We start from the raw sequence: 26,146 nt of genomic DNA on the forward strand, positions 1-26,146 counted from the left end.
GTTTTAAATTTCATACAACTGACTGTTGTACTCATTGGGGTTTATAGTTTCTGTTTGTAAATTATCTATGACATGATTGATCTTTTGGAAAACAGTAAAAAAGGTCTCCAATTCTTCGCTACTGACCACTTCTCTTACCTGCTCATTGAATTCCATGATCGTCTGCACAGAGATTTCCTTTTTCCTCTTTCCTTCCGGAGTCAGAAAAATCCTCACCGATCTCTTGTCAATGGGATCAGGTTTCTTGTAAATCAGCCCTTTCTCTTCCATGCTCTTCAGCATGCGGGTAAGGCTTCTTGCTTCCAAGCCCATCAGCGGGGCAATTTTTGTAGCCGGGGTACCTTCTTTTGAGTTGATATTGATCAATACAAATCCAATAGCTGTGGTAAAATCTTCCTGAGCTGCTTTTTGATTGTACATCCTGGAAATCGCATGCCAGGCACTCTTGATATGATAGTCAACTGTCTCTTCGCGCTTCATAGGTGTATTTTAGTACGTCTAATGTAATAAAAATATTGTATGCATGCATACTAAATTGAAAAAAAGTTATGCATGCATAAGAAATTAAGTTTAGGGTTTGGGTAAATAAAAAAAACTATATTCTGAATATTTACAGAATATAGTTTTTAATAATGGTTTGGGCGGTAAAATTGAGATTATCCCAAAATAAGATTCTTATTTGAATTTATTGTTAAGCGTATAGGGATTCGATTTCTTTGGCAAATTTTTGGTGGATTACTTTCCTTTTTAACTTCATGGTTGGAGTAAGTTCACCTGATTCGATAGTCCATTGTTGTGTCAGAACTTTGAACCTTTTGATTTGCTCCCATTTGCCAAAGTATTTATTAAGATGATCTACTTCCTTTTGAAATTTATCAAGAATTTCGGGTTTTTGAAGCATTTCAACATCAGTGGTATAAGGAATATCCTTGTGTCTGCACCAATCCTGAAGACCCAAAATACTTGGAACAATCAAAGCCGCCGGGTAATTTTTATTTTCCCCTACCACCAAAACCTGTTCAATCAAAGATGATTCCTTGAACTTGTTTTCCATTGGCTGAGGGGCGATGTATTTACCTCCGGATGTTTTAAACATTTCCTTTTTCCTATCAGTAATCTTGAGGTAATTACCTTCATGAAGTTCACCTATATCTCCCGTATGAAACCATCCGTCTTGCTCTAATACTTCAGCAGTCAATTCAGGCTGCTTGTAATATCCTTGCATGATATTGGGACCTTTGACCAAAATTTCTCCATCAGCGGCTATTTTGACTTCGACGTCTTTGACGATTTTGCCAACCATTCCGATGCGAATATCCTGATGGTTACAGATAGAGGCAGAAACAACAGGGGAAGTTTCAGTAAGTCCATAACCTTCGTTGACAGGAATACCTGCACTCCAAAACACCCTTGCCAATCTTGGCTGCAATGCAGAAGCACCGGAATTGATCTGCATCACATTGCCTCCCAATGCCTCACGCCATTTGCTGAAAATAATTTTATTGGCAAGTTTCAACTGAAAATTATAAAAAGAGCCTTGGTTTTTGTTTGGTTCATATTTCAAACCAAGATTTAACGCCCAAAAGAAAAGAGATTTTTTTACACCTGTAAGTTCATATCCTTTGGAAACAATCTTGTCATAGACTTTTTCCAAAAGCCTTGGAACAGTATTGAAAATATGCGGCTGTACTTCTTTGAGGTTTTCTCCGATTGCTTCCATGCTCTCGGCATAATAAATGGACACTCCCATAAACATAAAGCAAAATGATCCCGTTCTTTCATAGATGTGACATAACGGAAGAAAGCTTAGCGCTTTGGCTTCTCCTCTAGGGATAATCATCCTATCTTCAATAGCATAAAGATTACTGATGACATTAGAGTGGCTAAGCATTACACCCTTTGGTCTACCGGTAGTTCCAGAAGTATAAATGATCGTAAAAAGATCTTCGTATTTGACTGCTTCTTTCTGTGCTTCGAGGTCGGCTAAATTACCGCCTTCACCTTTGGCCATAAAATCTTCCCAATATTCACAACCTTCAATTTTATCAAAAGAGACAATCTGAACATCCATATCCTTGGATCCTTCGACTGCTTTTGAATGGATTTCTGTGTTACCTACAAAAACCTTTTTAACTTCAGCGTGATGGAAAATATAATTATAATCCTCTGAGGAGATAGTCGGGTACATGGGAACAGAAATGGCCCCAATCTGTTGCAAGCCGAGATCGATAAAATTCCACTCGGGTCTGTTGTCAGAAATGATGGCTACTTTGTCACCCTGTTGGATTCCTGAATTTAAAAAAGCCAGGCTTAGGTTATCCACTATTTTTTTTAAATCCCTGCTTGAATAGGTTTTCCAAGAACCATTGATTTTTTGGGCTAAGGCAACTGGCTTGTCATATGTTGCAATTTGGAAATTGATCAGGTCGAAGAGTCTGTGGATTTGCATGATTATCTTGGGTTAATAAGGTTCTTGAAATTAGATAAAAGCTTGCAGTAAACCAAAAAACGGGAATTCAAGAATTTTCCACAGCCTTATATATTTAATATATTATTTAATTAAATAAAACTACTGTTATTATTAAGGTGTGGATTTGTGGATAAAAAATCTGGTTGAAGTAATCCACATATTTGTGTTTAGTTTTCATCACTTTCTCCACTTTTAATCCACAGTCGTTTTTACTTTAATTTGTTGAATTTCAATCGTATTGAAAAAAAGGATTTATTGTTGTGGGAAAATGAAAATAGATAAATGTGTGTTCTTTGCTGTGTCTGTATTTGTGAATGAGTGTAGATGAATGATGGGTTATTCGCTTTGTCCAATTTTTTGATGGTTCAAATTTTGGTTGGTATTGATAAGTCTCCTTTTATACCCAAGTTGTGAGAACTTATGCACATGTTTTGTTTAGGTTATCTACAATTATTTCATAATATTTTCTTTAATTTTTGGTATTCCAGGTAATTTTAAAGGGTCTATCGTGACATCAAGTGACCATCCCCCTCTAATTATTGTGTCTTTTGGATTATCGCTTTCTTTATTCTCTAGGTAGTATATTGGTTCTGCTTGTCGATTTTCATTCATATTGGAAGTATCCCATCGTCTGTTTTTATTTAAATCAAGGATTGCCCTGATATTATATGTAGCTGCTTCTAAATTTTTGAATATTGCTACGTTGGTTTCAGTTAAGTATTGTTCTGCTACTACTTCATCTTTTTTGTCAATAATCTGGACTATGATTGGTAAGTTTTCCGTGTTTACTGTAATCTTGATTTCTTCAGCCAAAGTTTCTGGGTCAAGTTTTCTGAATAGGTTTTCAATTTTTGTTGTATTGAATTCCCCTTCTATATCTTGGAATGTTGAGTCCATCGCATATAAGGTGTATGCTTCTTGTTTTAAGGAGTCTGGGATATTTACTGCGATGGAAATCAATGTTCTGTCCAAGCTGTCTTTAAATGAAAGCATTTCAGGTTTTATCGGAATGTAAGAAGCACTGTCGTATTTTATATATAGTGAATCATAATTTACATTGTCTATTGGTTTGTTGAATTTAATTTCTGCTTCAATTTCTTTCAAAAAGTTTCTTTTTGCTTTTACTGTGGTTTCCAACTTTTCATTTTTTCTGTCACTTTCCTCAAATTTTGCATAAACGATTGTATCAAGTTTGAATCCAACAGAGTCTCTTAACATCAATTTTACAGCTGTACTGTCATTGATTATACTTCTATGGTATAATCTAATTGTTTTTTCATTTTGCCTGTAAAACAAGCTTTTGTTTATATCCTGATGATCAATGATGATGTCTGTTGGGTATTTGCTGAGATAGATGTCGAAATTCTGCCCTGATGCACTTGCTCTGTTAATTTTGAATGCAGATAAGTCCGCCTTTGAAAGGTAGAGTTTGGCATCTTTTACGTTTTCTGAAATGCTGATTGTATCAGATATAAATCCGTATTCCTCTTGTTTTTCTTCTGCTTTTAAAGAGTTGTTTTGGTCATGCCAAGCATATGCTCTATAATTCCCTGCTTTTATATTGCTGAGATTGAAATTTCCTATTGAATCTGTTTGTCCTATATAATAGGGTGTTGCCGTTAGAACATTGGTAGTATCACTTACTGAATATAGCCCTACCAAAACATCGGTAATATTCTTCTGTTTTTGGGGGAGAATGTATGAAACGTTTCCTGAAAAACTAAGGCTGTCGATGTTGGGTCCCGTCGAAAAAACAAGTTTGAGGTTGTCCGGAATATTGTTTTCGGTGATGTCTTTTATGGATTTTTGGAAGTTAAATACATAAGTTGTACTGTCTTCAAGTTCTTGGTTTAGGTTAATAATTACTCTATTCTTATTTGTCGTTACCTCCATTTCATCTTTATTGATTCTTGGAGTTATGATAATTTGTTTGTTTGGAGTTTCCGCTTTTACATATTCGTCAAATTCAAGTTCAATAATTGAAGGTTTGACATTTGTACTTTCATTTGATGGAGTTATGGATAAAAGTTTTGGTGGATCTTCGTCTCTGGGTCCTCCCATTGGTGTTCCTTGTTTCGCACATGAAACGATAGTAAAAAGTAATGTTATGCCTAATAGGTAATTTGAATGTTTCATTTTTTCTTTAAAATAAACAATAAGCTTGAGTAATTATTATTGTTTTTTTTGGCCCAAGTATTTGATTTATAACCATTTATAAAGGCTCTTATCATTTTGCTTATCATTCCTTTGTCTGGGTTTAGGTAGTTTTCAGATAGAATTGAAACATAATAGCTGTCAAATTTCATTGGTTCAATAGTTACAATTTTTAGTCCCATTTTTTCTGCGAAAACCTGAATTGTATCTTGATTGAAATGATACAGGTGTCTTGGTACATCTAATGCTGCCCAGAATGTGCCATACTTTTTGGCATCATGAGAATTGTTATTTGGTACGGCAATAAAGATTGTACCGTTTTCCTCCAATAAGTCGACAATATTTTTTCCTGTTTTTCTTAGGCTGTGTATGTGTTCAAGAACATGATATAGACTGATTGCATTGAATTTAGTATCTTTTTCGATCTCCTCAAGTTTGCCCTTAATTTTAAGCTTTTTGCTTTTGGATATTTTTCTCGCTGTTTTATTCGGTTCTATTCCTTGAGTTTTCCATCCTGATTTTTTTGCTTCTGCTAAGAAATATCCTGTTCCGCATCCGTAATCAAGCAGAGTTTTATTTCCTTCAGTATATTTATTTAACAATTTTACCTTTTTTCTGATAGTGATATTCCTTACCCATTTATAAAGTAGGTTTGTGAAATTTGTGGTTTTGTTTTGGTGAGAAACGTAGTCTTCCGATTGATAATATTTACTAATGCTTTCTTTATCCGGTCGGGGGTTTGTAAATATCAATTGGCAGGATGAGCATTTACACAACAAGAAGTTTTCCTTGCTTATTGAAAAATCTTTAACTTCCAAATGATTAAGAAAAAGCCCACTTTTACATAGTGGGCATTTGTTTAATCTTTCCTGTGACATTATCTTCCTAAATAAACGGTGAGAATAGAAAGGTCTGCAGGGGTCACACCACTAATTCTTGATGCTTGACCGAGTGTTTCGGGTTTTATTTTATTTAATTTCTGTTTTCCTTCAGCCGAAAGTGCAGTTATTGTTAGATAATCAAATTGTATCGGGATTCTATAGTCTTCCATATTATTCAATTTTTCTACCATTTGCTGTTCTTTTTCTATATAGCTGTCATATTTGATTTGAATTTCTGCCTGTTCTAGAACCTCTTTTTTATATTTGGAAAGATAATTTTTTATGTCCTGGTCTAAGTCCATAATTTCTGTTAATCCAATTTGAGGCCTTTTCAAAAGCTTTTCAACCGTGACCTTTTCTTTAATGGTCGCTGTTTCAAATCCTTCTAAGCCTTCATTAATTATATCAGGAGACAATTTTTTTTGTTTTAAATCATTGATCAGTTTAGCTGTATCAGATTTTTTGTCCTGCATTTTTTCTAGTCTCGTATCATCTGCCAAACCAATTTTATGACCCATTTGGGTTAATCTCAAGTCTGCATTGTCCTGACGTAGCAATAATCTGAATTCGGCTCTAGATGTAAACATCCTGTATGGTTCCTCAGTCCCTTTATTGATCAGATCATCTATCAATACACCTATATATGCGTCGGATCTTTTTAAAACAAATGGATCCCTTTCATGTACTTTCCTAGAAGCATTTATTCCCGCCATCAATCCTTGGCAGGCGGCTTCTTCATAGCCTGTCGTTCCGTTGATTTGTCCTGCAAAGAATAGGTTTTCTATTAAATGTGTCTCTAAGTTCAATTTTAACTGTGTTGGAGGAAAGAAATCATATTCTATGGCATAACCGGGTCTAAACATTTTTGCATTTTCAAAACCTGGTATTTTCCTTAGAGCTTGATATTGTACATCCTCAGGCAATGAAGTGGAGAAACCATTGATGTACATTTCTACTGTGTTCCATCCCTCTGGTTCTACAAAGATCTGATGTCTTTCTCTTTCCGCAAATCTGTTGATTTTATCTTCAATTGATGGGCAATACCTTGGTCCTAGGCCTTGGATTCTGCCATTGAACATGGGGGATCTGTCAAAACCTGTTTCTAGTGTATTGTGTACCTCTTTGTTGGTATAGGTAATCCAACATGTTCTTTGATTTTTTAAAGTTGATGTAGCGTCAGAGAAGGAAAACTTCTCAGGGTTTTCATCCCCGTACTGTACTTCCATTTTGCTGTAATCCAATGAACGTCCATCAACCCTTGGAGGTGTTCCAGTTTTCATTCTTCCCGCTTCAAAACCCAATTGGACGAGTTGTTCGGTTATTCCTTTTGCCGCTGCTTCTCCTGTTCTTCCTCCCCCAAATTGTTTTTCTCCGATATGAATTATGCCATTTAAAAATGTTCCATTGGTAAGAACCACTGATTTGGATTGGATTTCTATCCCAATTCCTGTCCTTACTCCAACAGCTTTATTGTCTTTAATTAATAACCCACTTATCATTTCTTGCCAAAAATCAACATTGGGTGTTTGTTCAAGAGCCAATCTCCATTCTTCTGCAAATAACATTCTATCATTTTGCGATCTTGGAGACCACATAGCAGGACCTTTGGACCTATTCAACATCCTGAATTGGATCATGGATTTGTCAGAAATGATCCCTGACATTCCTCCTAAGGCGTCAATCTCCCTCACAATTTGACCTTTTGCTACGCCACCCATTGCCGGGTTACATGACATTTGTGCAATGGTATTCATATTCATTGTACAAAGAAGGACTTTGGAACCCATCTTTGCTGCTGCATGCGCAGCTTCACAGCCTGCATGCCCTGCCCCTACAACGATCACATCATATATTGGAAACATAATTTTCTTTTTTGGTTTGTTCCACGTGGAACTTTTTTATCAATTGAATCTGAATGGTGTTTCACGTGGAACGTTTCATTTGTCCAGTAAAGAAATGGCTTTGTTTTCCATATTTCTCATACTGATTATATCTTCTTCTCTTTTGTCCTTATATCCCATTAAATGCAAAATCCCATGGCTCATAACCCTTGAGAGTTCTTTTTCAAAGGACACACTTTCTTTAATGGCATTATCTTTAATTCGGTCTACACTGACAAAAATGTCTCCTTCTATTAGATTTTCTTTTTCTGAATTGTCAAAGGTAATAATGTCTGTGTAGGTTTTATGGTTCAAGAAGTCAACATTGATTTGATAAAGGTATTCATCGGAACAAAAAATGTAATTAAGTTCTCCAATTTTAAATCCTTCGAGATTGGCTATTTCTTTTAACCATTTTTTCTTTTTGTTCTTTTCCGGAAGGGAAAATTTTATGTCTTCTTCAAAAAAAAGAATTGCCATATCACATGTAGAAAGTTAGTATGGTTTTTCTACCGTTCTCCTCAAATTTAATTCCATCTGCTAAATGCTTCATAATGAATATCCCACGCCCTCCTGTTTTCTCTAAATTTTCAGGTGCTGTCGGATCTACCAAATGCTCGAAATCAAAACCCTTTCCCTCATCCAATATCACAAATTCAACTTGATTTTCATCAAGATGCAATTCAAGATTTACTTTTTTATTTCCATCCATTTTGTTTCCATGAATGATGGCATTAGTCACACATTCTGTCACAGAAATCATGATATTCCCATAGATATCTTCATTAATAGGATATTTCTCCCTAGCATTATCTATAAAGCTTTCAACGATCTTTATATTCTCAATTAGAGATGGAATAGAAATTTTAATGGAATTCATGAAAATAATGTTGATATAAACGTTAAATATAATATTTTTATAATTCTATCATTATTGGGCAGTGGTCCGAATGATGTGCCTCTGGTAGGATAATAGAACGCTTCACTTTTTCTTTCATAGGTGATGTGGCCATGTGGTAATCAATTCTCCAACCGAGATTTTTTGACCTTGAGCCTGCCCTATAACTCCACCAAGTGTAATGATGTGGATCTTGATTATACAACCGGAATGTATCTACAAAACCTGATTTTGTAAACTTGTCCATCCATGCCCTTTCCTCAGGAAGAAAACCTGATGAATTCTTGTTGGACACTGGATTGTGGATATCGATTGCTTTGTGACAGATATTGTAATCGCCACTGAGAATTAAATTAGGGTATCCTTTAACCAAGTCTTGGGTATACCCGAATATGTCATCTAAGAAGCGATATTTGAAATCTTGCCTTATATCACCAGTTGTCCCTGATGGAAAATACGCAGAAATGAATGAAAAGCCATCAAAATCTGCCCTTATAATTCTTCCCTCATCATCATAAAGAGGGAAACTCATTCCATATTCAACATGGTTAGGTTTTATTTTACTCAAAATGGCAACACCACTATATCCCTTCTTTGCAGCTGGATACCAATAAATGTGGTATCCCATATCTTCAAAGATAGACCTGTCAATTTGGTTCTCTTCAGCTTTGATTTCCTGTAACCCAATAATATCCGGATCTGTTGCTTTTAACCAGTCAGCAAAGCCCTTGGTAAGTGCTGCACGGATTCCGTTTACATTATAGGATACGACTTTTATGTTACTAAGATCACTCAATTTTGAATTCGTTTATTATTTGATTTCTATTTGAAATTCTGTTTCGAAATATTCCAAAACCTGTATTTTCAACAATTTCTCCTGCTCTAACACGTCAAAATGAGGAAGTTTGTTTACAAGTTTCCAATGGGGCCAACCATCTTGGTCTATATAATCCAATTCATAAAACCCAACTTGGCTCAACACCCTGCAAATCCCAATATGCATCAAGTCCTGCTTTTGTTCTTTCGAAAAATTTTTGTTTCCCTGTCCAAGTTCCTGTACTCCTATCAAAAATAAAACCCCATTTAAGTCATTGGGCTTTTTCCCGATAAGCTCTTCCATGCCCTTCAGCAGTTTACTCCATCTTTTTTCCAGATCAAGGTCTTTCTTAAACATCTGCTTTTCCTTCTTTTTCCAATAATTCCCAATATTCAACCGCTCTTCTCAAATGGGGTATTACAATTGACCCACCAATAATGGTTGCGATTGAAAAAACCTCAAAGACCTGCTCTTTATTCAGACCTGCCTCAAATGATTTGCCCAAATGGTATTTGATACAATCATCACATCTCAGGACCATAGAACATGCCAATCCGATCATTTCCTTCGTTTTCACATCCAATGCCCCTTCCGCATAGGTATTGGTATCAAGGTTGAAAAAACGTTTGATGACCTTATTGTCTGAAGCCATGATTTTTTCATTCATTTCGCTCCTATAGGCATTGAATTCTTCTATTAAATTCATTAAATTTTAAGGTGGTTTTAGTCAATTGCAAATATAACAGGTATTTACAGTCATTCAGTTCGATCTCCTCATTTTGAAAATGTATTCTAAGATTTTTGAAGATTTTTTGGCTTTGGTTTTTCCAAAAACCTGCTGTTTATGTAAAAGAAGTCTTTTTGACTTTGAAGATCAGTTGTGTAAAATATGTATTGCCGCCCTTCCGGTCACCAATTACCACCTTAGACCTCAAAACAATGAATTGGTCACCAAAATAATGGGACTTACCAAACCAAATTTGGCGATGTCCTTTTTGAGATTCTCGAAAAAAGGAGCAAGCCAAATTCTTCTCCACCAACTCAAATACAAAAACAAGCCAGAAATCGGAGTCGAATTAGGAAGATTATATGGGAATATTCTTTACCAAAATGGTTTTTCAAATAATTGGGATCAAATAACGCCAGTTCCCTTACATCCTTTGAAACAGAAAATAAGGGGCTATAACCAAAGTGAGCAATTTGCAATAGGACTCTCAGAGGCTTTGGATATTCCCGTTGTCCTGTCTCTGATAAGGAAACAGTTCACGGAAACGCAAACCAAAAAATCAAGATTGCAACGGATAGAAAATGTGGCCGAGGTCTTTGATGTTGATTTGATGAAAGATGTAAATGGAAAAAGGCTACTGCTCGTGGATGACGTTATGACCACAGGAGCAACGTTGATCACTTGCGCCAATGTCCTTTTAGAAAAAGGTTGTCAATTGGTAGACTTAGCCGTCATCGCAGCAGGAAAGAATCAATAGATTGCGATTAATTAAATTTTTCACAACAGAAAATAAGTGCCTCCTGATTGAACCAACGCTGTTTTTTGAAAAAGGCTTATATTAAAATATGAAAGCATGAAATATTTAAAGACTCAAATCAAGGTGAGATTTTGACCGAGTACCAAAGGAAAATGCCTTCAAAGATCCGAAAACTCAAATTTACCAGCTTCCTCCTGCACCGCCGCCCCCGAATGAACCACCTCCAAAACCACCGAAGCCGCCGCCTCCGCCACCAAATCCACCACGGCCGGATGAAAAGTCTCCAAACTTGCCTTTCCCACTTCCTTTGAGCATGTTGGCGAGCATAATTGTGGTAAACAAGTCAATTCCCCCACCTTTGCCTCCCATGTGGTTGTCATTGTCTTTCCTGTTTTTGATCATTGGAAGGATAACAAAAATAAAGATGAAGATCAAAAAGAATATTATGGCTCCGCCATGTTCTCCTGTTGAAGTAACTTTTTCAGCTTCATATTCCCCTGAAGCCAACTTGAAAATCATTTCAGTTGCCTTATCCAGACCATCATAATAGGCCTGCATTTTAAAATTTGGAACAATTAATTGGTCGACAATCCTTTTTGCCAACACATCAGGCAATACACCCTCCATCCCATATCCTGTAGCAATGAATACTTTCCTGTCATCCATCGCTGCCAAAATCAACACGCCATTGTCAAGCTTTGATTGGCCTATTCCCCACTTTTCACCCAATTGAAACGCATAGTCGCTGATATCATATTGGCCTACAGAGCGAATCATGACAATAGTCACCTGGGTAGAGGTACTGTCATTGTAGGCCACAAGCTTGGTTTCCAAACTTCTAACCTCACTTGAAGAAAGGGTATTTGTGAAATCATTGACGAGCTTCGGCGGATTTGGAACTTCAGGAAAATCCCCCTGAGCTGACAGACCACCGACAAACAATAGGAAAATGATTATTGAAAGGAAATATCTATAATTCATGATTTTTTTATCCAAAGGAGATTTCATCAGGTAATTCGTTGACATCACCTTTTTGATCATAAGGGAAATGTGTTTTGAGCTGCTGACCGCATGCTTCAATCGCATTTGACAGGCCTTCTGTAAAAGCGTGTTGTTTAAAAGATTTTGCCATCTCCTCTTTGATTTTTTCCCAGAAATTTTCCGGAACGACCTTATTGATACCCGAATCTCCTAAGATGGCAAATTTGTGGTCTGCTACAGCCAAATAGAAAAGCACAGCGTTTCTTTCTTTTGTTTTATGCATTTTGAGGGTTTCAAAAACCTCTGCGGCCCGGTCCAAAACGTCCGAACCGCAATGGTTTTCTATATGAACCTGAATTTCTCCTGAAGTAGCCATTTCAGCTGCTGCAATCGCCGAAACAATCCTGTTTTTGTCTTCTTGAGAAAATAGATTTTCTGCCATATCCTTAAAATTGAACTGTCGGCGCGTTTTCTGCACCTGCAGCTGCTTCAAAATATCCCTTGGTTTCAAATCCATACCAACCTGCAAATAGGTTGTTCGGGAATTTTCTCAGATCCGAATTATAGGCCTGCACAGATTGATTGAAATTCCTTCTAGCAACTGCAATCCTGTTTTCTGTCCCTTCAAGCTGCGCTTGTAAGTCAAGAAAATTCTGATTGGCTTTTAGATCCGGATATTTTTCTACCGTCACCAAAAGTCTGCTCAATGCACCGCTCAACTGATCTTGTGCCTGCTGAAATTGGGCTATTTTATCAGGACTGAGGTCATTTGCATCAATATTGATCGAAGTGGCTTTTGCACGGGCTTCAATGACACCGGTCAAGGTTTCCTGTTCAAAATCAGCATATCCCTTAACGGTATTGACAAGATTGGGAATAAGATCTGCCCTTCTCTGGTATTGTGTTTGGACCTCCGCCCATTGGCCATTGATGGTTTCCTCATTTTGGACAAACATATTGTAAACTCCCACTGCTTTGGTGTACATAAATATGCCCACTACGGCAATGATCAAAATAGGAATGAGTGCTTTTTTCATTTTTTGATTTGTTTTAGATGCTCAAAATTAAAATATTGAAGTGAATATCTTTTGTGTTTGATTTTTATACGCAATTATTTTTCTTCTGGATAATTGGCCTTCATATTTCTAAGATAGATGTAGAAGGTAGTTCCTACACCAACAGTACTTTCAACCCTAAGGTTGCCATCATGTGCCCGGATTTGTTCACGGATCAGGTATAAACCCAATCCTTTGCCATCCACATGGGAATGAAATCTTTGGTAGAGTCCAAATAGACGATCCTTATACCTATCAAGGTCAATTCCAATTCCATTGTCTCTGAATTCAATCACCGTGTAACCTTCCTCGTGATAGGATTTAATCTGAATGACAGGGTTCCTGTCCTGATGTTTGTATTTAATGGAATTCGTAGTCAGGTTGATGATAAAATTTTCCAGGTGTGAATAAATATAATTGATATAAGGTGCTGTGCTATAATCACTCACAATAACAGCACCCGATTCCTTAAACTGCTTGGACAGACTCCTTTCTATGTTTTTGAGAAGTTTTCTGAAACTTACCCGTTCAATTTTTGGTAGTTTATTCTTTTTGATTGATACTACTTCTATCAGATCTTCGAGTGTACCGTTCAAAATTTGGGTGGATATTTTCAGATTTTCTATGATTTCCACATTTTCTAAGTCAGCAGGATTGTGGCTGTTGTACAGGTCTAGAAGTGAGGTAATATTAACAATAGGCGCGCGGAGATTATGGGAAATGATATAGGCGAATCTCTGAAGCTCTTCATTTTGGGATTTTAGATCTTTTATAAGCCTTTCTCGTTCTGATTCTGCTATTTTGGATTCTGTAATATTTTGCGTTACCAAAAGTATCCTGTCCACTTTATTAGAACTGTTGGTTAGTGGAACGCCGTTTTTGAGATAGTATTGGTTATTGACCATGACTTCAAAAATTACGGCTTCACCCGCAAGGACTTTTTCCAAAAACTCTTTTACTTTTTCAGAAGTCGCATCATCATATATAGAAAGATGGGGAGTTCCAATCAGTTTTTTTTGATCAATCTGCAAGGATTGGTATCCTTTTCCATCAGTAAATACATAATTGAAATCTTTGTCCAAAATCTCAATCGTCCCATTTGGAAAGTTTTCTGCAATACTCCTAAAAAGCAACTCTGAGGAAATCAACTTTTTTTCAAAATGGAGGCGGTTCAGTTCTGCTCCCACCCTATCCGACAATACGGAGAGTAATCCCGATAGACCAAAACTATAAGGATGGTCTTTTTGATCCATCAAAACCAAAATACCGAGACGGTTTTTTTCGATATCAATAATCGGAACACCCATGTAGGTGGAAATTCCCATTTTAACTAATCCTTTGTCCTTTGGATATTTGGAAGCTGCACCGGAAGGGATGATAAATGGACTATTGGAATTTAAACAATCATAACACGGTGCGTCTTTTAGGGAATATTTGAAATTCTTTTCTTTTTGTCCGTTTTTGAAATATGATAGAGAGTAAGCAAATTGATTTTTTTCATCCACTTCTGCGATAAAGCAAGTACTCATAAACAACTTCTCTGAAAGGAAGGAAGTCAACACGTCAAAAAACTCCTGACCGGAGTACCGTGATGTTCGCTCTGTCAGTTCTGATAAAATGTTCGAAACATATTGTTGTTCGCTGATGTCCTCCAAAATAGCCTGAAATACCTTTCCATCTTCTACCGACTTGGCATTGACCCGCACATGAAACATCTTTTTGTTGAAGTGGCTCGTGTAGGGCCCTTCATAAAAGCCTCTTCCTTTTTCAATGCTGTCTCTATATGCTTTTTCAATAGGATGCCCTTTGGTCAGTTCAAACATGTTTTTTCCGATCATTTCTGTGGAATCAGACACATTGACCTTGTCCATAAACTGTTTGTTCACATCAAGGATGATACCTTGACTGTTATATTGGAATATGGGAAGAGGGTTTTCATCAAACAAGACTTTATACCTATTGAGAAGTAAAAAGGACTCTGTTTCTTTTTGTTTGGTATAGGTAATGTCAATAAAAAATCCTGCCCAAATAGATTCTCTAGGAAATTGCTTTAGTCTGTTGGATGCACCAAATACCCATTTGGCTTTTCCCGAAGGGGTAAAAATCCTAAAAGTACTTTCAAACTTGAGGTCCTTTTGAAAGGCTGTTTTATCTGCCTCAATTACATGATCGATGTCCTCAGGATGAACAAGTCGACGGATACTTGCCTCATCTTCCATAATCATGGATGGGTCAAGTTCCCACAGGTTTTTGCTTCCTTCACTGACAAAAATGAATTTTCTCGAACCATCAGGAAAAGCCTTGAGCATGTATACCATCCCCGGAACGACTCCTGTAAGTTGGTCAAGGATGGTTTTATGCTCCAAAATGTCCTTTTCAATCTCTTTGAGTGCGGTGATATCAGTAATTATCCCTAAAGAAATCCCCGAATTATTGGGGTCATCCAATAGTTTATTTACCTCATCTTGCACATAGACATAGCTGCCATCTGCATGACTGACCCTGTATATCATTTTCGAGCCATGGTCAAAACCCATATTAAAGTAATGACGGTCAAGGGGATGGACAAGATTGATCCAATCTTTGGAGGTAAAGTTTTCAAAAAATTCTGCTGAATAGCCCAAAATACCGTCCAAGTTTCCTGAAAAATTGATCAGGTCGTTTTTAAAGTCATACTCATAATAAACAGGAGCCTGCTTTGGACCGATTTGTAAAGCCTCCGTGCTTGATGCATTTTTGTCTACCAAAGGACTAGGACCGTAAACAAGCTGCAAAAGCAAATGATTTTCAGTCAATATTTTTTTGGTTAGGAATATATGGCCGGGAAAAATGGGGAGGATTTTGGTGTTTTTATTTTCCAGGAAGCCATTGAAATCCGCTTCCGGAATGAAATCAAATTTTGAAAAGAAGGAGGCCTTCCATGCTGAGACACGGTCGAGATCATGACCTGATTGGATTCCTGTAAAAATACGATCTTCTGATTTGTCCATTAACCAGGAGAATTTGACATTTGAGTCAAATGGCAATTGGGAAATAAGGACGTTTACAAGATAGGAATTGTCTTCTTGAGAAATCACATAACCTTCCACTTGGACAAACCTGAAATACTTTTCCTTCCAAGTCAATGGACAGGTGATTTTGTCACCGTTTCCCAAGATCTGAAACAGGTATTCAAAAAAAGGTTTAGGTAATGTAGGAAAGGATTTTTCAAAATAATCCTCTTGGTAAAACTTTTCGCCTTCAGTCAGAATATTCCTAATTTCAGAGGATATATAAAGCAGCTCAAACCTGCCGTTGTCATACTTTTTTAAAGTAAGCAGAATATTTTGAAAAGAAACTTTAGCGCCTTCTGACATAAAATAATCAAAGAATTCATTGAGTTTGTCTCCTATTTTGACATCCCAACTTTAAAAACATTCATCCAAATATACGATTCTTCGGCTAACAACTTTAAAAATGAAAAATTTGAAATATCGATAACAAATATTAAATCTGTCTTCTAAGCTTGAATTTAAACTCTTTGATCTCAAAATCCGATGAGTCATCACCCAAATATCGCTTCATCGTGATTTTGATCTCTCTGCCTTCTTCGGAGCGAAACAATTTGATCAAATCCGGAAGCTCCCAAAAATCAATCGGTATGTTATTGATGTCCTGGAACTCATCCCTCATCCGGATTCCCGCTTCATATGCCGGAGATCCCTCCCTAATCTGGGTTACAAAAATCACTTTTTCGTCCGAAGGCATAAGCCTAGGAGTAATCCCGCTCATATCAAACTCAAAGGGTACAGCAAATGTGTCTCCCCTTTTGATGTACATTTTCTCCCTGTTGTAATCCATTATCACGGTCAACCTTCCCAAAATCTCAGAGCCAATGCTTCCCTGCCTTCCGCTCTCTCGGATTACATAGCTGAATTCTGTCTCTTCAGGAAAAGAAGTGATCACATCTTTGAATTTGATCCCGTTGATATTCAATAGAAACGTCCGGCCCACGTATCCGAACAGATCCCCACCAAGAGACCTCCCCAAATCACTCGCTATATGGTTTTTTGGCAGGAAAATCTTGTCACTTGTTTCCCTGTTTAACAGCAGACCGTGATTGGCTCCGATATCGATCAAAAGTTTGGTTTCTATTTCTGAACCTGCCACCTGTTTTACTTCACCCTTAATATAGGGTTTACTGTTATCTAGCTTGATGTCAACTTTCTTATAGCCAAATGGCTTTCTTTTCATCATTTCACCAGCATAGAAAGTGATTTTTTGTTTGTCATAGTCAATCTTGACAGGGTTGTATTTGAAAAATTCGTAGCCGATAACCCCAAATACCGGAATCCCGATGACTTGCTCAAGTTCCATGAAATCCTCATCCAAGACCAACAAGGTTTGGTAGATTCCTTCCAATGGACCCATGTCTATATAATTATTTGGAGATACAGAGGCAGTCAGGATGGTCTGTCCATCTGCCCCTACCAAATCAAGTTTTCTTGTGTAATTCAGCCCGATATAATTTCCAAAAGTTTTGCTGAACAGAATATTGGTTTTAACTCCTGTATCCAAAAGAAAATTCACGGGAGGACCATTGTTGATAGACAGTGGAATCACCACCAGATTATTGGATACTATAATGGGCAGTTCTACTTTTTTGCCTTTTTCCCTCATATAGAATCCAGGTACCTGAGCAACATTTGCAAAAATGTTGCAGAAAAAAATCAGAATAAGAAGAAATAACCGGCGCACAGTAAATTTGATCGTTTTTTCGGGTCTATATGTCGTTTAATATAAGCATAAATACATTTCATTCGTCTTTTGTTTATTTCTAAATTTTTGGAGGCCTCTTTCTTTAAATTTTTATCAGGACTGAAATTAAATAAGGCTTTGTAAAATCAATCAAGCCTTAGTATAATTGATAAAATCTAAAAAATACTCCATCTTTATTTTTTGGTACAATTCAATATGGCAGAATTATCAGTTGTAGAAAAAGCAAAAAAAATTTTTGAAAACTTCCTGTTAAGGCAGGGAAGCAGAAAAACCCCCGAGAGGTATTCTGTTTTGGATGAACTTTATGCATTGCCTCAAGACGAACATATTGACGTTGAAGGTCTCTTTTTATTGATGAGGAACAAAGGCTATACCATCAGTAGGGCCACGATATACAATACTTTGGACCTTTTGGTAGAATGCGGACTCGCAGTAAAGCACCAGTTTAAGGATAAAGTCGCACTTTATGAGCAAGCCTTGACTTACAAGCATCATGACCATCATGTCTGCAATCAATGCCGCAAAATCAGGGAATTTTCTGACGAAAGGATCAATTCCATCAAAGATGCCATGGGAAAAGAATTTCAGTCAGGTATTACCAGTCACTCTTTGGTTTTGTATGGAGACTGCCAGATCCAAAACTGTGATAACCTGTCTTTGGCTTAAGACTTGGTCTTGAAGTATTTTTTGTAAATGGGTTTCCTGTATAAAAATTGAAGGTACATCGCCGGGTAAAGAAGTATTCCCAAAAATCCCGGTTTTGCACTAAAAGTGATTTCATCTCTGATGATGGATCCTGACCCGTTTTTTATAATCCTGTGTTTATGCTTCCATTCTTTCAAAAAAAACGGCAATTCAGTTCCCTGATCCACAAAATAGAATTCATTCTCATCAGTACGGTCTTCAGTGATCAGGCTTGTCCATTTTTGTTTGAATACGATGAAATCCAGTTCTAATGTTACCTCATCGCCTTTTTTTGATCCATCAAAGCGCAGGAGCTTTACAGGAGGGAAAGGTGGACTAAGCTTGGTAAACAGGGATTCATCAAAACCTTCTTTGACTTGAAGGTAGTTTTGTCCGACAGCAGTTTCAATATTGATTTTCATGCCTAGACCTAAGTCCAAAATGTGTTCATTTGTTTTGTACTGCGCTTAAAAATCCCTTAATCCACTTTTTTTAGATACCTGAAAAACTCGGAATCCGATGAAAGAATGATGGTGGTATTTTCATCAAGGGATTTTTCAAAACTTTCCATAGACCGGATGAATTTATAAAAATCTACGGATTGCCGGCTTCGGTTATAAGCAGCAGCATAGATTTTGGTAGCTTCGGCATCTGCACGGCCTTTTATTTCCTCTGCTTTTTTGAATGCCTCTGATTGGATTTCCGCAAGGTCTTTTTCTTTGTTTCCTTCGATTTTTCTAGCCTCTCCTTGTCCTTCAGACCGGAATTGGTCTGCTATCCTGTTCCTTTCACTGATCATCCGGTCGTAAACCCTGTCCCTTACTTCATCTACATAATTCATCCTTTTGAACCTGAAGTCCAAAACCCTCACGCCAAGGTCAGCAGTCCTTTCATTTGCTTTTTCCAAAACGATTTTTTCTATTTTGGCACGGCCTACATTGATGTCTTCCAGGATTTCTATCTGTTCCATAAACTCCTCCGTGATTTCGGGATCCCTGTTGGAAGACCTCACCAAATCCAATAAGTCATGACTTGCCACGGCATTTCGGGTTTCACCATCCAAAATATCGTCCAGCCTAGACTGTGCAGACCGTTCGTCTCTCAGCCTGATAAAAAACTGAAGGGGATTGGTGATTTCCCAACGGGCATAAGTATCGACAAAAATAAATTTTTTGTCTTTGGTAGGAACCTGATTACGCGCTCCGTCCCATTCCAGGTACCTTTTGTCAAAATACTGTACTTTGTGGAAGTAGGGGATTTTAAAATTCAGGCCCGCTTCTGTCCGTGGTTCACCCACAGGCTTACCAAAAAGTGTGACGATGGCTTGCTTGGTTTCATCCAAAATGAAAATGCTACTATATAAGGTATAAATAAGGATAGCCAAAAATACCAAGGTGAGGGTTTGTCTGTTTCTCATAGGTTGATTTTTTTAGCTTTGTCAAGGTTGAGCAGTGGAAGGATATTGTTTCCCTTATCATCCACGATTATTTTGTTCCCGATTTTGGGAAGTACTTTTTCCATTGTTTCCAGATAGATCCGCTGCTTGGTTACCTCAGGAGATTTGATGTACGCATCAAAAAGACTGTTGAACCTGTCAGCCTCACCTTTGGCCCGGTTGACCCGGTTCAATGCATAGGCTTCGGCTAGCTGTATGGTTTCTTCGGCTTCTCCTTTGGCCCGGGGGATTACCCTGTTGTATTCTGCTTCTGCTTGGTTGGTTAATGTTTCTCTTTCCTGTTGTGCTTCGTTGACAGCATTGAAGGAAGGTTTCACAGGTTCCGGTGGATTGACGTCCTGAAGAACTACCTGATCGATTCGGATTCCGTTTTGGTACTCGTCACACATTTCCTGAAGCAGTACTTCTACACTTGTGGCGACTTCTTGTCTGCCCACAGTCAATACTTCATTGACTGTCCTGTCACCTACAATTTTTCTCATCGCTGCTTCGGACATGTCCCTGAGTGTCTTTTCAGCATTTCTCACTCTAAACAGGTAATTGTACGAATCCACAATCCTATATTGGACGACCCATTCTACATCGGTGAGGTTGAGGTCACCCGTTAGCATCATGCTTTCGTCTCCAAAAGTCCCTTTTTCATATTCTGTACGCTGATCTGCTTTGACTGTCCTGAATCCAAATTCCTGCTTAAGTTGCCTTTGAACGGGGATTTTATACATGCTTTCTATGCCAAAGGGCAGTATAAAATTCAGACCAGGCTGTACAGTTCTGTTATATTGGCCCAGCAAAACCACGACACCTTCTTCTTCAGGTCCGACTGTTTTGGTGCTTGTAAAAATGGCAACCACTAATAAAAACCCTCCTATTATTTTGCCTGCATACTTTTTTATCCAGTCCGGGTCAATATTTATTTCATACCTGTTTTCATTCATGATGCTTTCTTTAACGTCGATTTAGCCGAAAATACCACAAATTTTTAGAAAGTTAGTACAAAAACCAGGAAGAGTACCAGCCAGATCAAATCCATAAAGTGCCAATAGGTGGTAAAAAGTCTGATCCTCATCTTTTCAAATGGGTTGGTCAACATCAGGATCTGCTGTATTTCGCTTTTTCCGTTTTGATTATATTGAACCAGCATGATTATCGAAAAAATCATCACCCCCAAAAGGTGGAAAATATGGATACCACTCAAAATATATAGAAAACTCCCGCTTGGCAAACCCTTGAAATCCACTCCCATCATTGTCAGTTCCCGCCAGCCAAAAAACTGTAAGACAGTAAAAATCACCCCAAGTATGGCTGTCAATACGAGGTTGGATTTGAGCTTTTCCAGATTTTCTTCATTGAAATAGATTAATAGCTTGGAAACAGTGTAACCACTAAATAGAATAACAAAAGTACTCAAAATGAAAGCTTTAGGAATCTTGTGGCCATATTGCTCAAAATATCCGGTGCCCGAAGCCAAAAAGGCTACTGTCAAAAAAAGGAAAATCAACCCACTGCCAAACATTCCCAAATACATCATGGTCTGATAGGGATGCATTTTTTCGACCCTTTGTAGCCAGCTTTCCTTTGTTTTTTCCATGTGTCATGAAGTTATATTTCAGTAAACATTTAAATAAGCCATAGGTTCATCCAAATAGACTACAATTTCATAAACAGAAGTAGGAATAGGTTTCTAAATCAAATTCCTAACTTTGTCCATCATTAGCCAAACCCACAGAATTGGAAAAAAACGCATTTGTTGCTCTTTACGAAAAGGATCCTTTTGTACAGACCATTGCCCAGAACATACTCAAAGACAAATCAGGCAACCATCAGATCAAAGGTTTGTCGGGAAGTTTGGACAGTTTACTTTTTTCAGTCCTTTTCAAATCCCTCGGCGGAAGTCACCTCATTATTGCACATGACAAAGAAGAGGCAGCCTATATCAACAATGACCTTCAGGAACTCTTAGGAGAAGGAACAATTTTCTTTTTCCCTTCCAGTTACAAAAGACCCTACCAGTATGATGAGGTGGAAAACGCCAATGTCTTGCAACGGGCTGAAATATTAAATAAGCTTCTCGCTCGGGAAGTTCAAAACCCGATCATCATCACCTACGCAGAGGCGCTTTACGAAAGGGTGATCAACAAAAGATCTCTGACAGAAAACACCTTCAAAGCAGCTGTGGGCGAAAAAGTGGATCTAGCGTTTATAGCCGAATTGCTCAGTACCTATGATTTTGAGAAAACTGACTTTGTTTTTGAACCCGGTCAGTTTGCCATTAGAGGAGGAATTTTGGATGTGTTTTCATATGCACATGACCTTCCATACCGGCTTGAACTCTTTGGCAAAGAAATAGAAAGCATCAGGACTTTTGACCCCGAAACCCAACTTTCCCTGGAGTCTTTGGACCACATCAGCTTGATTCCCAATGTGCAGACCAAATTGCTTCAGGAACAGAGACAGTCTTTTTTAGATTTTCTTCCAAATGAAAGCATGCTTTGGTTCAAGGATTATCAATATACCCTTGATGTAATTGAAGAAAATTTCCTAAAAGCCAAAAACCAGTTTGACCAGATTGTCAGTCGTACTTCCAATCAAAAGTTGCTGCTCAAACCTGAGGACTTATTTGATGGAGAAGAAGCATTCATTACCCAGGTTTCGAAATTTGGGAAAGTTGAATTTGGAAATAAATTTTACCTGAAAAATGCTGTCTCGGCCAAGTTTGACGCTCAGCCCCAACCTTCATTCAATAAGAATTTTGACCTGATTGTCCAAAATCTGGTCGAAAATGAAAAAACAGGGATGCTCAACATTGTCTGTTCCGAAAGTGACAAGCAGATCCAAAGATTGGAGAACATTTTCCATGAACTTGACCCCACATTAAAAGTCCAATACCTGAAAATCGGTCTACGCGAAGGATTTGTGGACCGGTCCCTTTCCATTGCTTGCTATACAGACCATCAGATTTTTGAGCGTTTTCACCGGTATAAGACCAAAGCCAAATCAAGTAAATCCAAAGCCCTAACACTTCGGGAATTGAGGACTTTGCACCCCGGAGATTTTATTGTCCATATAGATTATGGTGTAGGAAGGTTTGCGGGATTGGAAAAAGTCGATGTCCATGGCAAATCCCAGGAAGCAGTACGCTTGGTGTTTAGGGATGACGACCTCCTTTTTGTCAACATCCATTCACTCCACAAGATCTCCAAATACTCCGGACAGGAAGGGACAATGCCTGCCATGTCAAAACTCGGCAGTCCCGAATGGGAAAATAAAAAGAGGAAGGTCAAAGGCAAGGTCAAAGACATTGCCAAGGATTTGATTGCGCTGTATGCCAAAAGGAAAGGGGCCAACGGTTTCAGGTTTTCTCCAGATTCGGTCATGCAGGTGGAATTGGAAAGTTCCTTCGTATTTGAAGATACCCCGGATCAGGCATCCGCCACCATCGATGTCAAATCCGACATGGAAAAACCCTACCCAATGGACAGGTTGGTTTGCGGAGATGTAGGTTTTGGCAAAACCGAAGTGGCCATCCGTGCAGCATTCAAAGCTTTGAATGACAGAAAGCAGGTAGCGGTGCTCGTTCCCACCACCATTTTGGCCATGCAGCATTACCACACTTTCAAGGAAAGGTTGGCCAATTTTCCTGTCAAAGTAGAATATATCAACAGGTTCAGATCTGCCAAAGAGATTAAGGACATCATCGCCCAAGTCGCAACAGGCGAAATAGATATCCTAATCGGTACACACAGGATCGTCAACAAAGACATTAAATTCAAGAACCTTGGACTTTTGGTTATTGACGAAGAACAAAAATTCGGAGTAAAAGTCAAAGACCAACTCAAAGAAATGAAAGTCAATGTGGATGTATTGACCTTAACCGCCACACCGATTCCAAGGACACTCCATTTCTCTTTAATGGGAGCAAGGGATTTGTCTGTCATTGCTACACCTCCGCCAAACAGACAACCGGTCACCACCGAAATCCACACTTTCAGGGAGGAAGTCATCCGTGATGCCATCGCATTTGAATTGAAAAGAGGCGGGCAGGTATTCTTCGTCCACAACCGTGTCGGGGAGATTGATTCCATCGCCAACCTGATTCTGAGGTTAGTGCCCGATGCACGTGTAGCTGCAGCACACGGTCAGATGGACGGAAAAAAGCTCGAAGACATCATGGTGAAATTTATCGAGGGAGAATATGATGTCTTGGTGTCCACCAACATCATCGAATCCGGACTCGATATTCCAAATGCCAATACCATCATTATCAACCGTGCTCATATGTTTGGATTGAGTGACCTCCATCAGATGCGGGGACGTGTGGGGAGAAGTAACAAAAAAGCTTTCTGTTACCTTTTGACCACTCCGACTTCGGGATTGACGGCAGAGGCAAGGAAGAGATTACAGACATTGGAAGAATTCTCGGATTTGGGTGATGGTTTCAAAGTCGCGATGCGGGACCTCGATATCCGTGGTGCAGGAAACCTCCTTGGGGCCGAACAAAGCGGTTTCATCACCGATTTGGGATTTGAGATGTACCATAAGATATTGGATGAGGCTGTACAGGAATTGAAGGAAAATGAGTTTGCCTACCTCTTTGAAGTAGACCTGAAAGAAAAGGTGGAAGTTTTGGTGCAGGACTGCGTGATAGAGACAGATTTGGAATTGTTGATTCCGGAATCTTATGTCAGCAATATATCTGAAAGGCTGAGTCTTTATGCCAAGTTGGACAACATCAAAAAAGAAGAGGAGCTTCAGACCTTTATCCAATCTGTCAGGGACAGGTTTGGTCCGATCCCATCCCCTGTAGAGGATTTGTTTGAAACTGTCCGACTGAGATGGATTGCTGAAAACTTGGGATTTGAAAAACTCGTACTCAAAGGAGAGATTATGAAATGCTATTTCCTTCCTTCAGAAAAGGAAAAGTATTTCAAATCAGATACATTTGGTAAGATCCTTGCTTACATCCAAAAGCACGGCAAACTTTGTAAGATCAAAGAGGCTAAAAACAGACTTATTTTGATCATCAGTGAAGTGAAAAGCATTGAAAAAGCAAAAAAATGGCTTGAAGAGATGAAAAATGCATAAATTTTGAAAATTTTTAACAAGATCATTTTTGCTTTTCCTGAAAAATAATTTGCATTATTTCTAACAATCTTGCATAAAACCTATTTCACCATCAGGGACTTGTCAAAAAAATTATTGTGATAAAGATATTATTGATTATATATTAGCGTTCTATTTGAGGGTTAAAAACAGTTAAATATTATGGTTTTTGCGAAAAATAAAGCAGGTTTAATTTTGGCTTCAGCGTTGCTTGTAGCAGGAGCGCTGCTATCGTCTTGTAACAAAACTCCGGGATACGGCAGAAGAACAGCCGCCAAACCGGGTAAAGCCAGCCCAACAACGGGTGCGGAATATAGCTTCGATGCTAATGACAGTTCTAATTTTGTCGTCACCAGACTTGCAAAGCAGGAAATAGGGCCAAACTTGAAATTTATCCAAGGCGGTCGTGCTGTTTTGGGTTCTCAGGAACAGGATGTCATGGCTTTCAGGGATAACGCCGAAAGGACTGTGACCATTGCATCGTTCTTCATGGACGAAACAGAAATCTCAAACAATGACTACAGGGAATTCCTTTTCGACATGAAAAAGAAAGTTTCTGCCGATTCCATCAAAAAATTGGAACCTGCTGAAGGAGTTTGGGGTGGGGTATTGTCCTATAATGATGTGTATGATACTTACTATTTCAGATTTCCCGGTTTCAATTTCTACCCTGTAGCAGGTGTATCTTGGGTTCAGGCAAATACCTATGCCAAGTGGAGGACAGAATTTGTATCCAACTTGGTGAGAGAAAGAAATGAATTGGACAGTTCACTTACAAAAAACCAACTGATTGAAAGAGGGGTAGCCTTTGCAGAATACAGATTGCCAAGTGAGGCAGAATGGGAATATGCAGCCAAGGCTATGATCGGCGTACAGTATATGGACGAAAATCAGGAATTTGGTAGAATCTATCCTTGGGATGGCAGAGGTGTCAGAAACCCATATAATGTTAAAAGACAAGGCAAGCAAGGTGACTTCTTAGCCAACTTCAAGCGTGGAAGAGGTGACTATGCAGGTATTGCAGGTAGCCGCACCAATGACGGTGAAATCATCCCAACAAACGTATATGATTTCCCACCAAATGATTTTGGATTGTACAACATGGCAGGAAATGTCAATGAGTGGGTTCAGGACGTTTACAGGCCGCTTTCTTATCAGGATTTTGATGACCTCAACCCATTGAGAAAAGACGGAATTTTTGACGAATCTGAAACTTATGGCACTACCTTGATCGATGATAACTATAGAGTCTACAAAGGAGGTTCTTGGAGAGATATGGCTTATTGGCTTGCTCCGGGTACCAGAAGATTTATTCATCAGGACTCTGCTACCAACCATATTGGATTCAGATGTGCCATGATTTCTATCGGTGCTGAAGGAAAATAATGTATCGTTAGTGTTTCACAGAACAAAAAAGGTGTCCTAAAGACACCTTTTTTTTATGTCCTTTTTTTACTGAAAAATCATTTTTATAACCCTCCTCATTTCCTAATTCTTAATTTATCATTCTGAATTTTTTCCCTTTCAC

The 26,146-nt window shown here is 38.3% G+C and carries 23 protein-coding genes; 4 read left to right on the forward strand and 19 right to left on the reverse strand.

Going from position 1 to position 26,146, the window contains the following annotated elements:
- Nucleotides 1-3 precede the first annotated feature (3 nt).
- The 10 genes from NK987_RS15375 to NK987_RS15420 all read right to left on the reverse strand — a co-directional run bounded on the left by NK987_RS15375 (nucleotide 4) and on the right by NK987_RS15420 (nucleotide 9,806).
- Entirely contained in the window at nucleotides 4-480 is a 477-nt protein-coding gene (locus tag NK987_RS15375; RefSeq protein WP_258422256.1) for a MarR family winged helix-turn-helix transcriptional regulator, read from the reverse strand.
- 211 nt (nucleotides 481-691) lie between these two features.
- A complete protein-coding gene (locus NK987_RS15380; RefSeq protein ID WP_259264569.1) occupies nucleotides 692-2,449 on the reverse strand; it encodes an AMP-dependent synthetase/ligase in 1,758 nt (585 codons plus the stop codon).
- 471 nt (nucleotides 2,450-2,920) lie between these two features.
- Nucleotides 2,921-4,606, reverse strand: coding sequence for an Ig-like domain-containing domain (locus tag NK987_RS15385; protein ID WP_259264570.1), 1,686 nt, complete (start codon nucleotides 4,604-4,606; stop codon nucleotides 2,921-2,923).
- Complete coding sequence (locus NK987_RS15390) at nucleotides 4,603-5,502, reverse strand: class I SAM-dependent methyltransferase (RefSeq protein WP_259264571.1); 900 nt, start codon at nucleotides 5,500-5,502, stop codon at nucleotides 4,603-4,605. The genes NK987_RS15385 and NK987_RS15390 overlap by 4 nt, the downstream gene beginning before the upstream one ends.
- Nucleotides 5,502-7,367 carry a tRNA uridine-5-carboxymethylaminomethyl(34) synthesis enzyme MnmG gene (mnmG, locus tag NK987_RS15395; RefSeq protein ID WP_259264572.1) on the reverse strand — a complete coding sequence of 622 codons (1,866 nt, stop codon included), beginning with the start codon at nucleotides 7,365-7,367 and terminating at the stop codon, nucleotides 5,502-5,504. The genes NK987_RS15390 and mnmG overlap by 1 nt, the downstream gene beginning before the upstream one ends.
- Nucleotides 7,368-7,442: 75 nt before the next feature.
- Nucleotides 7,443-7,865: an rRNA maturation RNase YbeY gene (gene ybeY / locus NK987_RS15400; protein WP_258422251.1), complete on the reverse strand. Its 423-nt coding sequence runs from the start codon at nucleotides 7,863-7,865 to the stop codon at nucleotides 7,443-7,445.
- 1 nt (nucleotide 7,866) lies between these two features.
- Nucleotides 7,867-8,265 carry an ATP-binding protein gene (locus tag NK987_RS15405; RefSeq protein WP_259264573.1) on the reverse strand — a complete coding sequence of 133 codons (399 nt, stop codon included), beginning with the start codon at nucleotides 8,263-8,265 and terminating at the stop codon, nucleotides 7,867-7,869.
- A gap of 37 nt (nucleotides 8,266-8,302) precedes the next feature.
- A complete protein-coding gene (locus NK987_RS15410; protein WP_259264704.1) occupies nucleotides 8,303-9,061 on the reverse strand; it encodes an exodeoxyribonuclease III in 759 nt (252 codons plus the stop codon).
- Between the two features lie 33 nt (nucleotides 9,062-9,094).
- A complete protein-coding gene (locus NK987_RS15415; RefSeq protein WP_258422249.1) occupies nucleotides 9,095-9,457 on the reverse strand; it encodes a hypothetical protein in 363 nt (120 codons plus the stop codon).
- Nucleotides 9,450-9,806, reverse strand: a complete 357-nt coding sequence (locus NK987_RS15420) for a carboxymuconolactone decarboxylase family protein (RefSeq protein WP_259264574.1) — start codon at nucleotides 9,804-9,806, stop codon at nucleotides 9,450-9,452. Before NK987_RS15420 ends, NK987_RS15415 begins: the two co-directional genes overlap by 8 nt.
- A gap of 79 nt (nucleotides 9,807-9,885) precedes the next feature.
- Here NK987_RS15420 and NK987_RS15425 point away from each other — a divergent pair, with 79 nt between their 5' ends.
- Entirely contained in the window at nucleotides 9,886-10,584 is a 699-nt protein-coding gene (locus tag NK987_RS15425; RefSeq protein ID WP_259264575.1) for a ComF family protein, read from the forward strand.
- Between the two features lie 180 nt (nucleotides 10,585-10,764).
- Here NK987_RS15425 and NK987_RS15430 read toward each other — a convergent pair whose 3' ends face one another.
- The 5 genes from NK987_RS15430 to NK987_RS15450 form a co-directional block, all read right to left on the reverse strand.
- Nucleotides 10,765-11,565 carry a TPM domain-containing protein gene (locus NK987_RS15430; protein WP_258422246.1) on the reverse strand — a complete coding sequence of 267 codons (801 nt, stop codon included), beginning with the start codon at nucleotides 11,563-11,565 and terminating at the stop codon, nucleotides 10,765-10,767.
- A gap of 7 nt (nucleotides 11,566-11,572) precedes the next feature.
- On the reverse strand, nucleotides 11,573-12,007 hold the full coding sequence (locus NK987_RS15435; RefSeq protein ID WP_259264576.1) for a TPM domain-containing protein: 435 nt from the start codon (nucleotides 12,005-12,007) through the stop codon (nucleotides 11,573-11,575).
- Between the two features lie 4 nt (nucleotides 12,008-12,011).
- Nucleotides 12,012-12,602: a LemA family protein gene (locus NK987_RS15440; RefSeq protein WP_258422244.1), complete on the reverse strand. Its 591-nt coding sequence runs from the start codon at nucleotides 12,600-12,602 to the stop codon at nucleotides 12,012-12,014.
- Nucleotides 12,603-12,676: 74 nt separating this feature from the next.
- Nucleotides 12,677-15,976, reverse strand: a complete 3,300-nt coding sequence (locus NK987_RS15445) for a PAS domain S-box protein (protein ID WP_259264577.1) — start codon at nucleotides 15,974-15,976, stop codon at nucleotides 12,677-12,679.
- A gap of 130 nt (nucleotides 15,977-16,106) precedes the next feature.
- Nucleotides 16,107-17,357, reverse strand: a complete 1,251-nt coding sequence (locus NK987_RS15450) for an aspartyl protease family protein (protein ID WP_259264578.1) — start codon at nucleotides 17,355-17,357, stop codon at nucleotides 16,107-16,109.
- 216 nt (nucleotides 17,358-17,573) lie between these two features.
- On the opposite strand from NK987_RS15450, the gene NK987_RS15455 reads away from it, so the two are divergent.
- Nucleotides 17,574-18,044 (forward strand): Fur family transcriptional regulator, encoded by a 471-nt coding sequence (locus NK987_RS15455; RefSeq protein WP_258422241.1) that lies wholly within the window; start codon nucleotides 17,574-17,576, stop codon nucleotides 18,042-18,044.
- Here the strand turns inward: NK987_RS15455 and NK987_RS15460 are convergent.
- From NK987_RS15460 to NK987_RS15475, 4 genes are read right to left on the reverse strand one after another with little or no spacing between them, the layout of a single operon-like run.
- Nucleotides 18,041-18,484 (reverse strand): SRPBCC family protein, encoded by a 444-nt coding sequence (locus NK987_RS15460; RefSeq protein WP_258422240.1) that lies wholly within the window; start codon nucleotides 18,482-18,484, stop codon nucleotides 18,041-18,043. The genes NK987_RS15455 and NK987_RS15460 overlap by 4 nt on opposite strands.
- A 56-nt stretch (nucleotides 18,485-18,540) precedes the next feature.
- On the reverse strand, nucleotides 18,541-19,479 hold the full coding sequence (gene hflC, locus NK987_RS15465; protein ID WP_258422239.1) for a protease modulator HflC: 939 nt from the start codon (nucleotides 19,477-19,479) through the stop codon (nucleotides 18,541-18,543).
- Nucleotides 19,476-20,453 carry an FtsH protease activity modulator HflK gene (hflK, locus tag NK987_RS15470; protein WP_259264579.1) on the reverse strand — a complete coding sequence of 326 codons (978 nt, stop codon included), beginning with the start codon at nucleotides 20,451-20,453 and terminating at the stop codon, nucleotides 19,476-19,478. The genes hflC and hflK overlap by 4 nt, the downstream gene beginning before the upstream one ends.
- Before the next feature lie 44 nt (nucleotides 20,454-20,497).
- The gene (locus NK987_RS15475) at nucleotides 20,498-21,106 is read right to left on the reverse strand and encodes a cytochrome c oxidase subunit 3 (RefSeq protein ID WP_258422237.1); all 609 of its coding nucleotides are present in this window, start codon (nucleotides 21,104-21,106) and stop codon (nucleotides 20,498-20,500) included.
- 140 nt (nucleotides 21,107-21,246) lie between these two features.
- Here NK987_RS15475 and mfd point away from each other — a divergent pair, with 140 nt between their 5' ends.
- Together mfd and gldJ are read left to right on the forward strand one after the other, a co-directional pair.
- A complete protein-coding gene (gene mfd / locus NK987_RS15480; RefSeq protein ID WP_259264580.1) occupies nucleotides 21,247-24,600 on the forward strand; it encodes a transcription-repair coupling factor in 3,354 nt (1,117 codons plus the stop codon).
- A gap of 180 nt (nucleotides 24,601-24,780) precedes the next feature.
- Nucleotides 24,781-26,004, forward strand: coding sequence for a gliding motility lipoprotein GldJ (gene gldJ, locus NK987_RS15485; RefSeq protein WP_258422235.1), 1,224 nt, complete (start codon nucleotides 24,781-24,783; stop codon nucleotides 26,002-26,004).
- Nucleotides 26,005-26,146: the final 142 nt, after the last annotated feature.

The sequence above is a fragment of the Aquiflexum gelatinilyticum genome (assembly GCF_024813435.1).
Classification (GTDB): domain Bacteria; phylum Bacteroidota; class Bacteroidia; order Cytophagales; family Cyclobacteriaceae; genus Cognataquiflexum; species Cognataquiflexum gelatinilyticum.